Annotated in this window: 16 protein-coding genes; 4 read left to right on the top strand and 12 right to left on the bottom strand. The window is 30.3% G+C overall.

Annotated elements, in window-relative coordinates:
• Window positions 1-190: 190 nt before the first annotated feature.
• From COI44_RS17760 to COI44_RS17745, 4 genes are all read right to left on the bottom strand, one after another.
• Complete coding sequence (locus tag COI44_RS17760; protein ID WP_286133905.1) at window positions 191-934, bottom strand: GDSL-type esterase/lipase family protein; 744 nt, start codon at window positions 932-934, stop codon at window positions 191-193.
• A 498-nt stretch (window positions 935-1,432) separates the two neighbouring features.
• A complete protein-coding gene (locus COI44_RS17755; RefSeq protein ID WP_098429119.1) occupies window positions 1,433-2,176 on the bottom strand; it encodes a hypothetical protein in 744 nt (247 codons plus the stop codon).
• A gap of 305 nt (window positions 2,177-2,481) precedes the next feature.
• Window positions 2,482-3,003 carry a DUF4362 domain-containing protein gene (locus COI44_RS17750; protein ID WP_098429118.1) on the bottom strand — a complete coding sequence of 174 codons (522 nt, stop codon included), beginning with the start codon at window positions 3,001-3,003 and terminating at the stop codon, window positions 2,482-2,484.
• A 108-nt stretch (window positions 3,004-3,111) separates the two neighbouring features.
• Window positions 3,112-3,726 carry a hypothetical protein gene (locus tag COI44_RS17745; RefSeq protein WP_098429117.1) on the bottom strand — a complete coding sequence of 205 codons (615 nt, stop codon included), beginning with the start codon at window positions 3,724-3,726 and terminating at the stop codon, window positions 3,112-3,114.
• A 241-nt stretch (window positions 3,727-3,967) separates the two neighbouring features.
• On the opposite strand from COI44_RS17745, the gene COI44_RS17740 reads away from it, so the two are divergent.
• The 4 genes from COI44_RS17740 to COI44_RS17725 all read left to right on the top strand — a co-directional run bounded on the left by COI44_RS17740 (window position 3,968) and on the right by COI44_RS17725 (window position 8,298).
• Complete coding sequence (locus COI44_RS17740; RefSeq protein ID WP_025671048.1) at window positions 3,968-4,123, top strand: XapX domain-containing protein; 156 nt, start codon at window positions 3,968-3,970, stop codon at window positions 4,121-4,123.
• Between the two features lie 100 nt (window positions 4,124-4,223).
• On the top strand, window positions 4,224-5,402 hold the full coding sequence (locus COI44_RS17735; RefSeq protein ID WP_098429116.1) for a NupC/NupG family nucleoside CNT transporter: 1,179 nt from the start codon (window positions 4,224-4,226) through the stop codon (window positions 5,400-5,402).
• 678 nt (window positions 5,403-6,080) lie between these two features.
• Entirely contained in the window at window positions 6,081-7,451 is a 1,371-nt protein-coding gene (locus tag COI44_RS17730; RefSeq protein WP_098429115.1) for a glycosyltransferase family 2 protein, read from the top strand.
• A complete protein-coding gene (locus COI44_RS17725; RefSeq protein ID WP_098429114.1) occupies window positions 7,444-8,298 on the top strand; it encodes a polysaccharide deacetylase family protein in 855 nt (284 codons plus the stop codon). The genes COI44_RS17730 and COI44_RS17725 overlap by 8 nt, the downstream gene beginning before the upstream one ends.
• Before the next feature lie 123 nt (window positions 8,299-8,421).
• Here the strand turns inward: COI44_RS17725 and COI44_RS17720 are convergent, their stop codons facing one another.
• The 8 genes from COI44_RS17720 to COI44_RS17685 form a co-directional block, all read right to left on the bottom strand.
• Window positions 8,422-9,285, bottom strand: a complete 864-nt coding sequence (locus COI44_RS17720) for a COG4705 family protein (protein WP_098429113.1) — start codon at window positions 9,283-9,285, stop codon at window positions 8,422-8,424.
• Window positions 9,286-9,525: 240 nt separating this feature from the next.
• A complete protein-coding gene (locus tag COI44_RS17715; protein ID WP_098429112.1) occupies window positions 9,526-10,026 on the bottom strand; it encodes a GNAT family N-acetyltransferase in 501 nt (166 codons plus the stop codon).
• A 285-nt stretch (window positions 10,027-10,311) separates the two neighbouring features.
• A complete protein-coding gene (locus tag COI44_RS17710; protein WP_098429111.1) occupies window positions 10,312-10,794 on the bottom strand; it encodes a heme-degrading domain-containing protein in 483 nt (160 codons plus the stop codon).
• Between the two features lie 11 nt (window positions 10,795-10,805).
• On the bottom strand, window positions 10,806-11,846 hold the full coding sequence (locus tag COI44_RS17705) for an oxidoreductase (RefSeq protein WP_098429110.1): 1,041 nt from the start codon (window positions 11,844-11,846) through the stop codon (window positions 10,806-10,808).
• On the bottom strand, window positions 11,833-12,621 hold the full coding sequence (locus COI44_RS17700) for a DeoR/GlpR family DNA-binding transcription regulator (protein WP_098429109.1): 789 nt from the start codon (window positions 12,619-12,621) through the stop codon (window positions 11,833-11,835). Before COI44_RS17700 ends, COI44_RS17705 begins: the two co-directional genes overlap by 14 nt.
• Before the next feature lie 188 nt (window positions 12,622-12,809).
• Entirely contained in the window at window positions 12,810-13,220 is a 411-nt protein-coding gene (locus COI44_RS17695; protein ID WP_098429108.1) for a hypothetical protein, read from the bottom strand.
• 182 nt (window positions 13,221-13,402) lie between these two features.
• Window positions 13,403-13,612, bottom strand: a complete 210-nt coding sequence (locus COI44_RS17690) for a hypothetical protein (protein ID WP_098429107.1) — start codon at window positions 13,610-13,612, stop codon at window positions 13,403-13,405.
• Between the two features lie 430 nt (window positions 13,613-14,042).
• A complete protein-coding gene (locus COI44_RS17685) occupies window positions 14,043-15,161 on the bottom strand; it encodes an RtcB family protein (RefSeq protein WP_098429106.1) in 1,119 nt (372 codons plus the stop codon).
• Window positions 15,162-15,283: the final 122 nt, after the last annotated feature.

The following is a 15,283-nucleotide window of genomic DNA, read 5'->3' as shown; positions in this document are numbered from 1 at the left end:
TTTATTCAAAATCCAAAAAGCATTTTTTAGTAAATATTAATATATAGTTCTATGATGAATGTGATATGTCTCCATTCAAAATTAATTAACATAAGAAATAGCTACAATAAAAAAAGATTAACCACAATCTATGGTTAATCGATAATTTTAAATAAGCTAATTTGAAAAATAAAAACTTAATAAAAAATTTTTATTTTTTTATTCCGAGCGCGTTCCTTCCGATGTTAGCTAGTACAGTTTGTCCATCTATAGTTGGATGTATATCTCCCTGTCTAACATACGTTGCTTGTTTTTCATCAAACGCAGAAAATGCATCAGCTATTTTTACATTTTTGTATTTACCTGCAATGCTAGCTATTTTAGGATTAATGATGAACGATAATAATTGATTTGATAGTTTATGCATCGGTTGATTATTTACTTGAAATGGATTATAGAAATTGTACAAAACAATCGGAGCATCGCTAAGTTCACGAATTTCCTTAATTATTTCATTTAAATTTCCTGTCAGTTTCGGCATCATTGAAGCAATTTTTCCTGGAAGTTGTTCTAAATGATTACTTTTTTTCAAAGTATGTAACAAATCATTATTTCCTATATCTAAAGTAATATAGTCTGCATGTTTTATTGATTGTCTGAAATTGGTATCATATTTTATTGCTTGCAAAAGATTAGCTGTCGTCCAACCTGGAACGCCTAAATCACGAACTTCAAGGTTTGCGTTTTCACCAATTAGAAAAGGGAACGCATAATTTGATGGTATGCTATTAGTAGTACCTAAGTTGAAACCAAATGTTATGGAGTCTCCAAGACCTACAAGATCAATTTTTTCATAAGTATTAACTTTATCCTCTTTTGCAAGTGCAGTATTTGAAAATAAAGAACCTGCTAAAGCAAAAGTAAGAATCGTTATAACAATTTTTCTTCTTCTCAACAAATACGCCCCCTTAAATAAGTGTATTAAGATACTAAACTTCTTTTTATGATTAGTAAAAAGTAGTAATACATGACTTAAGTTACTAATTTTCAGGATTATACTTTAATTACCTTTTTATAGGTATTGTGTTTTATTAAATTATTTGTCTAAAAAAATAAAAACATGTAACCATTTACTTAGATTTGATCATAATGGCGAGATTCTTTAGCCTTCCCACTTATCCCATAGGAGTCGAGCATCCCTCCATTCCAATCAACTTACTCATCAAAAAAGTTTACTATACAAACCTAACCAAATTGCATTTACTGAGAGTACCATTAATAAATCAATCAAAATTGATAATTTAATCATCAATAATGATTACTTAATGTACGTTTTCCCTATTAAACGTTTTATATTTCAACACTGAAAAAAGCTAACTGTATTTGTTAGCTTTTTATGAATTCGCTTAATTTAAATATAAATTAATTTGAAACTTTTTTACTTGCTTTAAATTTAAATCTCAGCAACCTTTGAAGGGTTATTTAGTTTATATTTAACTTCTTTGTTTAGTTTCTTATCAACTACTTTTCCATCAAATTGATAAGATTTACCTACCTCTAATTCAGCTGCTTTTAAAGTTTTGCTCAATGAACACCAAGCATTACCAATTACTAAATCCTGATCTCCTTTGACAGCTACGTTTTCCCAAATTATGATTTCTTCTTCGCTATCATTGAAATGATTATATTTTGTACTGAATTCTTTAACGGCACCGTTAAAATGTGATTTATCAATTGGTAATGTAATTGAAACTTCTTCTTTCTTTTCTACTTTTTTCTTTGTAGTAGCTTTAGAAGAACTTTCTTTCGACGTTTTTACTGTTTCTGATTCTGTTTTCTTCTCTTCACTGTTCTTCGGATCACTTTCACCAACTGTGTATACTTTCTTAAAGCTTGGTGATTGCATTTCTTTTAAATAAGCAGGATGAATACATGTTAAATTGCCATCTTCAAATTCAATAATAATTGTATGATACTCATCCGTAACCCCATATGTTTCATAGCCAACAAGCTTTACATTTACTTGAAAGTCTTGACCTTTGAATAAAAAATCATGTTTTGGATTTTTATTAAATAATCCCCAAGATCGTCCTTTTTCTAAATAATCCTCATCAGACAAAAATTTTGTAAATTCTCCTTTTGGCGGTATGAATTTTATTAACTCAGTTTTCTCATTTTGAACTATATTTTCTGCCATTTTTTTTACTCCTTTGGTGAATCTTTATTATTTCCAGATTTTAGTAGTAGTTTTATTCGTTATATGTAGAAATTATAGTTTAGTTTGGAACTTTTTGTCCATCTTATCGTTAAAAGAAATAATTTTAGGAATATATTACGGTAAGTGAAATTCTCAAGGTTGGATAGTTAATAAGTTTTATTAATAATCTTGAATTTTAAGATCTAAAATTGTTTTGTATATAAATTACGGTAAGTGAAATTTCATTCGCTTTTTTTTAACAATAATACAAAAAACGCCGATTTTTTAACCGACGTTTTTAAAAACTAAAATTCCACCTTATCAAAATGATAACAATTTGTTAAATATGACGTATTAGTTTTTATGACTAATTTTTGGCAATAGTCTTCTAATACTTTTGGTCCTGTAACAAATTTACTCATCGCAAATGTACCTTTTCGATATCGGTCTGTTCGATCCCTTGAACTATCAAATCGATAGTATATTAATTTTCCATTATATTGATATTCGGTAATCACTGGATCACCTTTTGAAGTAAATTCAACAAATCGAATAAAGTCAGGCTTCTTATTTTTTACATTATTAATAAATTTTTGAATCCGTTCATTATGGTTAGTAGTTCTTCCTATTATTAATATATCTCCATTTTTTAGCGCATCTTCTTTACTATAGGATGCCGGGATTTTGTTAGTTGCTTTTTCTCCGTAATTCTCGATTTCTTTTTTTAACATTTCTTTTGTAAATACACTAGCCTCTGCCACCATGAAATGATCGAAGGAAAAACCAAGAAATATTAAAAGCATAAACGCTACGATTGATTTATACATTTTGCCCTCCAATATTACAATTAATAATATTGGTTAGTTTTTCCATTCTATTATAACTTATGCAGTTGAGAAAAAAATCCACCTTTGATGAGAAAGGTGGATTTTTATTTAGGAAGAGTAAGAGCTATATGAACTTGAATGTCTACGATGGTGGCGTCTTGAGGATGAAGAGTGTTTGTAATGATGCCTTGAGGATGAGTGATCATGACGTTTTTTATGTTTTCGGTTACGTCGATTTGAACTTCCAAATAAAGATTTAAAAAAGCCTAGCTGGAGAGTTTCTTCTTCAAGAGAAAATCGTCCGACGTCAACAATTCGAACTTCGCCATCTTTTGATAAAATTAAATTATGATTATGTAAGTCGAATGCATTTAAACCTGCATTTTGAGCATCAAAGATCGCTTGATTAATTTCTGTTTCAAATTGTTTACGTAAATTTTTACTGTGTCCATCTAATTGATAAAAAGTTTCACCAAATATCCGATCACTTACCATAAAATCATTCGTAAATACATGTACTTTTGGATAGTATATACTTCGTTCGAGAAGGTGAAGTTTCATCCCGTCATCTCGACTTTTTCCATCTTCCTTAAATACTTTTATAACATAATTGTCTCTAGTGTAAACATCTCCATCTTTTCCACTTGCTAAGTATTCAAAATGATCTGCATGTTCACCAAATAAAGTAAAATCATGAATTTCTTGCAATAGCGATTGTTTCATTCATAAGCCCCTTTCAACTTGAAAATATTCTAGGTGATCAAGATTAGAATTTTCTTTACAAATATATTCTTTAAAAACATTCTTTTTACCTACCATCCATTTGATTTACAAAAAAAGTTTTCTTTAGTGTAGTAATTTGTATTAGCTATGATTTTTGGGGATAATACCCTAACAGAGAAGATTGGCGATCAGTATCAATCGTAATACAAAAAAGTGTTGAAACAAAAAGGAGTTAGTAAATATGCATGAAATAATTATGAGCTTAATCGCAGGTTTAATTGTTGGAGTTGTATTTACTCTCATTAAATTACCAATTCCGGCACCACCTGTATTTTCAGCAATTTGTGGGATTATAGGTGTTTGGGGTGGCATGAAATTAGTTCAGCTATTTATTTAAATAAAGCTTACTTTATTTAATGATATTTTTATATTGATTGGAAACAATAAGATTGCAAATTAGAAATTATTCTACGATTTTGTAGTTTGGAGGAAAATAAATGTCATATATTATCGCAATCATTGGCATTATCTTGATACTTATTATTTGTTGGCTAATGTCTAATGATAAAAAACACATTAACTATAAAGCTGTTGCAATTATGTTAGTGGTTCAATTGATTTTAGCTTGGTTTATGCTAAAAACCTCAATTGGTAGAACAGTTTTACAAAAGATCGTCTCTTTCTTTAATAAGGTATTATCCTTTGGTAACGAAGGTATTTCATTTGTATTCGGTGATTTATCGACAAAGGGTTATTTTTGGATAAACGTTTTAATGATGATCATATTCGTATCTTCATTATTATCAATTTTGACTTACACAAGAATACTACCGTTAGCAATTAAATATATCGGTGGAGCAGTTGCTAAAGTTACAGGATTACCAAAGATTGAGTCATTCGTTGCTGTAAATAGTATGGTATTCGGTGATACAACAGCAATTCTTTCTGTTAAAACCGAATTACATAAACTTACACCTAACCGATTATTTGTTGTCGTTACATCTTCGTTAGTAGCGGTATCATGTTCGATCTTAGGTGCATATATGCAAATGATTCCCCCTGAATATGTACTAGTTGCACTGCCGATCAACGTGTTCTCTGGTTTAATTCTTTCTTCAATGGCATGTCCTGTTACATCAGAACAAGATGAAGAAATTAATGTCAAAGAAATGATTAAAGAAAAGTCGTTATTTGAAGCCATCGGTAACGGTGCACTTGATGGTGGTAAAGTTGCCTTAATTGTTGGAGCAATGTTAATAACCTACATTGGTTTACTTGCTATGATTAATTTCGTATTCAATGCGATTATCGGAATGACATTTACTGAAATTTTAGGATATGTTTTTGCACCTGTTGCTTTCATTATGGGTATCCCAACAGATGAATTAGTACGTTCAGGATCAATAATGGGTACAAAAGTTGCTGCAAATGAGTTTGTTGCAATGCTTGATTTCCAAAAAATCATTCCTAATTTATCAACAAAAACTGTAGCAATCGTGTCATCATTCTTAGTATCTTTTGCTAACTTTTCATCAATTGGAATTATATATGGTGCAATTGCTGCGATTGATAAAAAACAATCAGAGCTTTTTGCTAAAATTGGTTTAAGAGTATTATTAGTTGCTACGCTAGGTTCAGTTTTAACAGGAACGATTGTAGGTTTATTTGTTAGATAGTACTTTAAGCATTAAAAATTAATGTAAAACAAAACAGCTGAATCTTATTAAGTTTCGGCTGTTTTTAATTATCCTTATCAATTTCGCGAATTAGTTCTAATAACTAAAGCTACTATAATAAATAATTCATAACAATTCTATTTTATAAAACAAATTCTTATATCCACTTCCAATAAGATTCATCATACTAATTATCGATGTTCACAATTGGCAACATAATTCCTACAGAGGTTAAAACGGTACTGTGCAAATTTGATGAGCATTCATATAGTGACTTCAATATCCAAGCTTAATCATTGCCTCTTCACTTCAACTAAATCACATTTTAGATACTCCGCCAGCTGCAAGTATAATTATGTCCCCTCTTTAAGAATAGTGCATTTTTGGGCCATTTCAAAAATAGAGACATTGCCTTTCTGTTTCTTACTAATCAAAACTATTTAGATAAAATTAAATACGGTACGTGAAATTACCATGAATTTAGAAAACATTTTAATATTTGTATTGTTAGTATTCATTTTGAAATAAATTGTTCAAATAATAACATATTAAAAAAGCCAAAATCTCGTTAAAATAATCAAAGTAGAAATCTAATATTGTTATGACTGAGTGATTATTTTTCTTTCATATTCAGATATTGAAAATACGTAACAATACAAGTTTTAAGGAGATTTAATTATGCAATTTGTTACAATACTCACCCTATTCTTATGTACCTTTTTCCCAATCTTACATATGATCAATGCTCTTCCAATCTTTTATAATCGTAAGAAACGAAAACAAAACATAATACAAACTAATAAAAGCATCAGCATACTTATACCATGCTTTAACGAAGAAAGCATTATCGAAACAGCTATTAAAGGGATTAATAGATTAGATTATTCAACAAAAGAAGTTATTTATATTAACGATGGATCTCAAGATGGAACCATGAAAATTTTACATAAACTGCTTCGTCTAACACCGGAAGATCGAAAAATATCAAATCAGTTAAAGAGTACTAAAATCAAAAACTTTTATAAATCGACTATATACCCAAATGTATACGTAATAGATAAAGTAAATGGTGGAAAACATGACGCCTTAAACGCTGGAATCGAATACTCTAAAAATGAATTAGTCGTAACTTTAGATGCAGATAGTATTCTTGCAAACGATGCATTGCATATTCTGAATGAAGTTTTCCAAGATCCTGATGTATTAGCCGCAGGAGGAATGGTGCACCCCCTTCAAGGTGTTCAATTTAATCAAAAAAATATCGAGCGTACTTTATCAGTTAATCATGTCATTCGATTTCAAATTTTTGAATTCATAAAAGGATTCTATATTAATAGAGTTTCTCTTGCGAAATTCGATGCACTCTCCGTTATTTCTGGGGCATTCGGGGTTTTTAATAGAGATATTTTATTTAAAGTTGGTGGATATAGAAAGACTTTAGGAGAAGATATCGACATTACATTAAAATTCCAACAATACATTTTAAAAAATCCTGGCAAGAAAATGGTTTTTGTCCCTAATGCTGTATGTTATACAGAGTGTCCAGAAACCTGGAAGGATTTATTTAAACAAAGAATTCGTTGGCAAAAGGCATTTATTGACTGTGTCATTTATTATTTTCCGATGCTTATAAAGACCTTTTTATTTCGCACAGTTTCTTTCTTTATGCTAATCGATTCTTTTATTTTAGGTACAGTTGCTATCTATTTTACGCTTTTTAATTTTGGCTATTTGTTATTTACAAATATAGGACATGCTCAAAATCTACTATTATTCTATCTGCTCGGAGTTGTATCTTTAAATTTTATTTATAGTATATTTGCTATGTATTTGGCTAATTATTATGGCGTTAAATTTAAAGGCAAAGAAAAGATCAGATTGACAGTTACAATTATTTTAGACTTATTTGTCTATCGTTTTGTAACATTATTTTTTGTACTATTTGGTACTATTTCCTATTTTATAAACCGTAATGATTGGAACAAAGTTTCACGATCTGGGAGAATTTATGAGTTAGAAAAGGATAAAGGAATGAAGAACGTTGGATAAAAAACTAATTATCGTATATGCTGTTCTAATTTCATCATTTTTGATAGCATATCCGTTTATGAAAAGTAGTGCATCTTATTTGTCAGAACCTAAACAACAAAATAATTTGCCGCAAACTACTAATTGTAAAAATTTGCAAAGTAAAGTACAAACACCACAAGAAATTGAAAAAAACAAAAATAAAGCTAACATTATTTTTACAATGGATGATGGATGGGAAACGCAATTTACGAAAGGTTTTAAAATCTTAAAGGATAATGATCTAAAAGGAAGTATTGCTGTCATTCCTTCGAAAATAGGAACTAAAGGATATATGTCATTACGTCAATTAAATACTTTATATCGTTCTGGTTGGGATTTGATGAATCATACAAATACACATCGACATTTAGCAAGTTTAAAAAAACAAGAGCAAAAAAGTGAATTAAACGTTGCACGTGAATGGCTTGATCAACACTGTTTTACAAGAGCAAGTAATATCGCTGTTTATCCATATGGTTCTTTTAATCAAGATACTTTAAAAACCTTACAGGAAGAACATTATCGAAGTGCTCGTACCATTAAGGATGGAATACAAACAAACAATATCAAAAAATATGAAGTTCGTACGATTAATTTACTTCCTAGTACAGACATTTCATGGGTTAAAGAACAAATTGACTTGGCAATTAAGACGCAACAATCAATTGTATTTACTAATCATCGATTTGAAAAAAAAGCTGATAAAGCTCAAATGAATTTTGATCCAGAAAAGTTTAAAACGATTGTTAATTATGTCGTAAGTAAAAAAGATGAACTAAACATTTTGACATATTCTGAATGGCTAGATTTAAAAGAGATTAAATAACTTATATATTTTAATTTAAGCTGCTTTGGCAGCTTTTTTTCTTCTAAAATAATAATAAAGAGAGTGAGAGGTTAGTTATATTACTTACCTCCCACTCTCCTATTATATAAACCTTAAATGAAATTAACTTACTTGAATATCAGATTCATTCATTTTCAATTTATTTAGTTTTGATTTATCTGTTACAAACTGGATGATTATACAGACGATAAGAACACCTAATAAAATTGCAGATGCGATTTGTGTACCATTCTCTAATCCTAATCCGCCTTTTTCTTGTGGTTTAATTAGGAAATCTCCAAATGTTGCTCCAAACGGCCGTGTCAGTACGAACGCTACCCAAAATAAAAATACTCTATTTAAATTTGTAAACCTGTATGCTAAAAGTATTAATAATATTAAACCACCTGTTAGCATTGCCCCTTGTGCAATAGTTAGTCCTAATCCTTGTTCTAGGTAACTCCTTCCACCTGCTAACGTACCTACTCCTTCAGATTTATGAGATAAAAAATCACCTGCTGCAGTCCCTAATGTATTAGAAACAAGAATAGCAACCCAATATAAAACCTCTACCCTTTTCGTCGAAATATTTTTTACGTTTAACGTTGGCTCTGTAAAATACCAAAAAATAAAAATGATAGCAAGTAAACTTATTAGAATTAGTGAGCCTTTCATATAGCCTAACCCTAATGAACGATCCATATAATCTGAAAACGCTGTACCTGCAAGACTAGTAGATAGAATAACAGTCCAATAGACAGTTGATACATATCTCTTTACAAACAATTGAATCGTTAAAAAGACAGCAAATACACCAACGAAAAACAGAAAAGGTGTTAAATAATTATCTTCTGTTCCAGGTACAGTCACTAAATCACTACCCGTTTCTCCTAGTGTTGTTGCAGCAATCTTCATGATCCAAAATAACAGTGTCAATTGTGGTATTTTACTAACTGACGACTTTAAAACTTTTTTGGCAGTTGACATTAAAATATCATTCCCTTTCATATGTAATTTAAATACAATTTATAATCCCATACAATTATGAAAGGAAAATGAAAATGGTAATTTTTTGAAAAATTCCTCCCAATTTTTTTAAAAATTATCAACTTAACGCAACTTAAAATTATGAATAGATTTTTAACGATTTTTCAAAAGAAAATAATTCAAAGCCCATCCAGCAATTCCACCAACAAATCCCATTACTTTAGGCCAATCTATTAGACATTATAATATCTTAGCCATATAATACTCATCAAATCTTTTACCATCTATTATTAAGGAATTTATTTTTGTTCCTTCGATTTGATAACCCATCTTTTTATATAAACCTACTGCTACTTCATTCTGTTTTACAACAGTTAATTCTAATCTGAATATACTATGATTAATTGCCCATTCTTCTAATGCTTGAAATAATTTTGTCCCAAGTCCCTTCCCTGTAAATTCCTCTAAAATACCAATTGCAAGATACACCGAATGTTTTTTCCTTTTTGCGGTACTCCCAATTGCAAACGCATAACCGACTAACCTGCCAGTAGTTTCTTCCGCAACAAATATGGTCGAATTTGGGGATTTTTCAATCACTTCTAACTGTTTTCGTTGTTTTTCAGTTGTGGTCTTCCTTTCCCCTGCTCCATACAGCATGAAATCTGCCTGGTTTTCAACTTCTATAATTAGTTTTGCAAAATTTTCTGCATCCTCTAGTTTGATTTCTCTAATGTTCACTGTTTACACACCCTATTTTATGATTTTTAGATTCTAATCATTTTTGACAGACGAATAGCTTTGTTTGTTTAATGATTCGCGTAAAGATTTGTTCGAACGAATAGCTCTTTTATATTCGATGTGTGTGGTGGTATTGAATCCCTTTATTTCATTGAACTGAAACCATACTAAAAAAATGTTCGATATTTTGGTCGCAACCCATGTAAAAAAGGAGCCGATAATCCGACTCCTTTGAAATTCCATAATAATTTTTTTAAAAAAATCTATTATTTATATAGATTAAAATTAAATCGTTTTATTTAGGAATTTTGCTAATGCCTCCACAATCAAATTATGATCTTCCTCTTGTGCTAAGCCTGAAACAGTAATGACGCCAATTACGCCCGATCCTTCAATTTTAATAGGAAATGCCCCACCATGTGCTGCAAACTCATAAGGACTAGCTGAGTAAAATTCATTATATGATCTATTTTTCATCTCATTGTAAATCCTCATATAATAAGAGCTGCAATGATGACGGAGAACAATATTAGATTTTCGCTTGATCCATAAATCTTGGTCTGGTGATGTATGATCCATTGCAAAATGGAAAATACTTTGACCGTTTTTTAAAATATTTATAGCAACTGGTTTATCAAACTCTTTAGCAGCTTCAATAATTAATAAACCAATTTCTAAAGCATCTTTATTTGAAAAACTATTAAAGACTAGATTTTCTTCTTGTTTTACTACCTCTTCAAGTTTTTGTTGAATAGTTTTCTCTTCCATACAACCTCCAATTATAGATAAATCACTTTCTTTTCATCACTACTTTTAAATGCTGCTTCAATGATCTTAATAACAGACCAGCCTTCTATACCTGTAACGGGAACATTGGAACCATTGATAATACTCTCAGCAATTTTCTTGTAATATGTTGTATACGAACCTGGTATTGTTTCAATGGTTTCTTCCATTTCTTTTTCGCCGTCAAGAGTATAGAGCTTTCCATAGAATTGCGGTTCATCTATACCCCATGCTTGTTCAGTAGGTTTTTTACCTTCTTTTAGTGCGGCTTCTTGTTCATCTATTCCATACTTAATAAAGCTCCCTTTGTTTCCATGTACTTGAAAACGTGGTCCGTTACTTGGGATGATGGAGCCAGAATGTAAAATTACACGTAGTTTGTCAAATCCCAAAATGATATGAAAATAATCATCTGTTTCTGCATTTTCTCTTTGTGCAAATACATCCGCTGAGATGAATTGAGGCTGCCCAAAAAGGCTTAAAGCTTGATCAATTAAATGTGAACCTAAATCATATAACATGCCAGAACCAGGACCTTGTTTTTCTCTCCATCGATTCCTTACTTCTGGTCTATATCGGTCAAAATGAACTTGATATGTATTGATTTCTCCTAGTACACCTTCATTTATTAACTTTTTAACTGTTAAAAAGTCATTATCCCATCTTCTATTATGATATACACTTAGTACTCGATTCTTTTCTTCAGCAATCTTAATTAGCTCTTCCGCTTCCCATGTTTCCACGACCATCGGTTTTTCTAAAATGACATGTTTACCTGCTTCTAAACTTTGTTTTGCCATTTCATAATGCATACCACTTGGCGTAGTAATGACCACTAAGTCAATCAATTCATCTTTTAGAACTTCATCTAAACTACTTACTACGTCTATATCTCCTAAATCTCTTTGGATATCTTCCTTTTTTGAACTAACAACTTTTGTTAATTCAAATTCTTCTAGAACACTTATAAAAGGTGCATGGAACGTAGCTCCTGAAAAACCATATCCAATTAAACCAACCTTAATTTTTTTCACCCGAAATCCTCTCACTTTCTTCATCTTCTAAACTAATTAAATGAATATTAAATTCGATGATTTTTCTTTTAAATTCTTCATCTGGATCTTTGTCTGTAATAATGATGTCTATTCCCTTAATATCACATACTTTGTGCAGAAAAACTTTTTCAAACTTTGTATGATCTGCCAATAAAACTACTTGTTTTGCACAACTGATCATTTTTTTCTTTAAAAACGCTTCCTCTTCATCAGGTGAAGTTATTCCTTCTGCGCTAATTCCACAAGCACCTAGAAATAGCTGATCAACTTTGTAATCATTAAGTGTTTCAATTGTCCTAGGTCCAACTAAATTTCTATTTTTCCGATTAAATTTTCCTGGTAGCATAAAGGTTTGAATTTCTTCATACTCACCTAATAAATCAACTATATCAATTGAATTTGTAATCACATTAACTTGTTTACCTGACATAAATTTTGACATGAGTGCACAAGTTGAAGATGTATCCATTAATATGTCACTAGTTTCACGAATAAGTAATGATGCTCTTTGCGCAATTTTCTCCTTGCCTTCAGTTGCATTTCGTTCTTTATAATCGGTTAAATTTCGATTAGATGTTGGAAGTGTTGCTCCACCCTTTATTCGGATAATTTCCCCGCGTTCTTCAAGTTTGACGAGATCTCTTCTTGCTGTATCCTTTGAAACGCTTAGCATTGTACATATTTCTTCTAAAGTAATCTCATTATTTGAAGCCAAATAATTTATGATCAAAGATAATCTATGTTCTTGATACATCGTTTAGAGCCCCTTTATCTATTCCCTTAAGATTGAATTCTAAAGCTATTATATATAATTAATTTAAGTATTTCTACAAAAAAACTTAAAAAACTTAATTTAATTACGTTTTTTAAGCAAACTAAAGGATTATATGTAACAAAAAATAAAAAAAGACGGTATTAAACTTTACCGTCTTTAAAAACAGTTTATAAAAATTTAATTTGGTGGAAAAGATGATTTTTCCCATTCCATTCGATAATAAATTCTTCAATCCCTAAAACTGCAGTTTCTGGTTTTGACACTTGATGATCAATCCATTTCTTAAGTTTAGGTAATACATCATTATGAAATTGAGATTTCGCCTTCTCTGGATAAATAGTTTGGGAGACTGGATAGAAATAAATTCTAATATCCTTGTCTCTATTACAAGTAACAGAAGCTACAACAGTACCGCTGATTTGGGGTGGTCTTGCACAACGATTATCAAATTCAAACTTTCTTGTTAGGCCAAATATAACACTAGCCTCTTCTTTACTAGGAAGATTCAACTTTATTTGTTTTCTATTTGCAGCATATGTTTCAACTTTATTGAGATTTCTAAAAAAAACGATCTTCAATTTTGCACCTCCTAATAATAGCCACAACAAATAACATTTCTACTTCATTTAATTTATGCCCTTACTAATAATCATATTGACCTACTTTGAAATAATCACAATAAAAAAAATCGACAAAAATGTAGATTGTGTTCAAAGCTATTAAACTATTTGAGTTATGCTTGAATTTAGATAGTAAAAAATTATCTAATATAGTAAACTAGTCCTCCAATACAAATAAAAAAAATGCCTATAACTCCTGACCAGATGGAGAATTGATCTTTATTTAAATGCCCTAACTTAAAAAAATCATCCTTCACTACTCTTTGTTGTTCTGGTGCTTGAAACGCACCTATGAGTATTCCAGAAATAAGTATAAATACTGCACCAATAATAAAACAAATTTTCACCAAATTTAATCCACTCTCCTTTATGAATTATATTCAAAGGAGGAGTACCAAAACCCTTTATTATTTTATCCACTTATCTAATCGAATCAACTACTAATCTCCAAAGAAAATTTCCTATTAACAACGACAATCCAAGATATAGAACAAAAATGAGAAGTACTACTAAGAACCTTTTAATCTTATTCAGCATAGTAATCCCCCATTATGTAAATTTAGTGTCAAAATAAGTAAATTTATATAATTTTATACTGTTAATAGGGAGAAAGAACTTATTTGGAGAATATTTTCATTTTAAAATTGGATTAAATTATGACGATTAATTAAAAATACTTATTATAACCAATTTTAAATCCATTTTTCATTTTTAATTACTAAAATATAAGTTATATAGATTGGAATAATAAAAATTAAAATAACCTCTTAAATAGAGAGGTTATTTATCAGCTTTAAGATTATACACCGGTTTCATGAAGAAATCGATTTCAATCTGTTCAGTAATATTTTCTAATATTAATTTAGGCTTTTTATATACCATTGGTGATTCATCGACTGTATGTTTGTTAACAGAGGTTGTATATACGCCCTTCATTGCTTTTTGATAAACATCTAAGTCGACTTTATAGACTGCGTCTGTTCGGCTCATTATTCGACCTGCTCCGTGTGGTGCTGAATAATTGTAGTCACTTGAGCTTTTGCCTTTTCCTACAACACATCCATATGCCATATTAAATGGGATGATTATTTCTTCACCCTCACTGGCTGAAATTGCGCCTTTTCTTAGAATATTGTTTTGAAGGTCGATATAATTATGTACCGATTCTATTTTTTTAATCGAATCATAATCGAGTTTAAAATATTTTTCAATGATGATTTTAGCAATCGTTTCTCTATTTAACGAGGCGAAATGTTGTGCAATTGATAGATCTCTTAAATATGCATCTTTGTCTTCCTGTTTAGATAAATATTCGAATCCTTTATAATTTTCTCCGAATAATTGTTTCATATTTTCTTTAGCGACATTCATATGATGTTTTGCAATTTCAAATCCAAAATTTCTTGAACCTGTGTGGATTACAAGCCAAAAATGATTATTTTCATCTTTATCAATTTCTATAAAATGATTTCCGGAACCTAGCGTTGCAATACTGTTCATTACATACATATAGTTCAGATTAAGTCTCTCAATCGCTTCTGCAATCTCTACCGGTTCAATTACTGGTTCCTCATGAATATTTGAACCAATCGGGATATTTTTTCGGATGAACTTATCAAGCTTTTCACTCTTAATTGATTTCATACGCCCTAGATGGTATGCACTAACTCCACATCCAATATCTACACCGACGATCGAAGGAATAATAAAATCATTCAACGTCATCGTAAAACCTACCATGACGCCTCCACTAGATATATGGCAGTCTGGCATGACAACAATGTTTGAATTTGCAAAGCATTCAGTATCCAAGATTGTTTTTAATCGAGTAATAACATTTGTATCAACATAATCAAGTAGTATTTTTCCATTATTGTGTTTTCCATTAAATTCTAACATGCGTGATCCTCACTTGTGTTTTTCTTTCATAAATTCCCATCCACTTAACAATGGAACAAACTTAGAAATATTATATCATCTCTTATTATACGATTCGTTAATTTCCTGAAAAATAAAGAATC

This window comes from Bacillus sp. AFS088145 (assembly GCF_002564465.1).
Classification (GTDB): Bacteria; Bacillota; Bacilli; order Bacillales; family Bacillaceae_G; genus Gottfriedia.
The sequence above is the reverse complement of the archived record's forward strand: the minus strand, read 5'-3'. Positions and strand labels throughout refer to the sequence as shown.

Coding starts and splice junctions, on each gene's coding strand:
- COI44_RS17755 (WP_098429119.1), bottom strand. CDS start 2,176: ATGGCAGAAAATATAGTTCAAAATGAGAAAACTGAGTTAATAAAATTC.
- COI44_RS17750 (WP_098429118.1), bottom strand. CDS start 3,003: ATGTATAAATCAATCGTAGCGTTTATGCTTTTAATATTTCTTGGTTTT.
- COI44_RS17745 (WP_098429117.1), bottom strand. CDS start 3,726: ATGAAACAATCGCTATTGCAAGAAATTCATGATTTTACTTTATTTGGT.
- COI44_RS17740 (WP_025671048.1), top strand. CDS start 3,968: ATGCATGAAATAATTATGAGCTTAATCGCAGGTTTAATTGTTGGAGTT.
- COI44_RS17735 (WP_098429116.1), top strand. CDS start 4,224: ATGTCATATATTATCGCAATCATTGGCATTATCTTGATACTTATTATT.
- COI44_RS17730 (WP_098429115.1), top strand. CDS start 6,081: ATGCAATTTGTTACAATACTCACCCTATTCTTATGTACCTTTTTCCCA.
- COI44_RS17720 (WP_098429113.1), bottom strand. CDS start 9,285: ATGTCAACTGCCAAAAAAGTTTTAAAGTCGTCAGTTAGTAAAATACCA.
- COI44_RS17710 (WP_098429111.1), bottom strand. CDS start 10,794: ATGGAAGAGAAAACTATTCAACAAAAACTTGAAGAGGTAGTAAAACAA.
- COI44_RS17700 (WP_098429109.1), bottom strand. CDS start 12,621: ATGTATCAAGAACATAGATTATCTTTGATCATAAATTATTTGGCTTCA.
- COI44_RS17685 (WP_098429106.1), bottom strand. CDS start 15,161: ATGTTAGAATTTAATGGAAAACACAATAATGGAAAAATACTACTTGAT.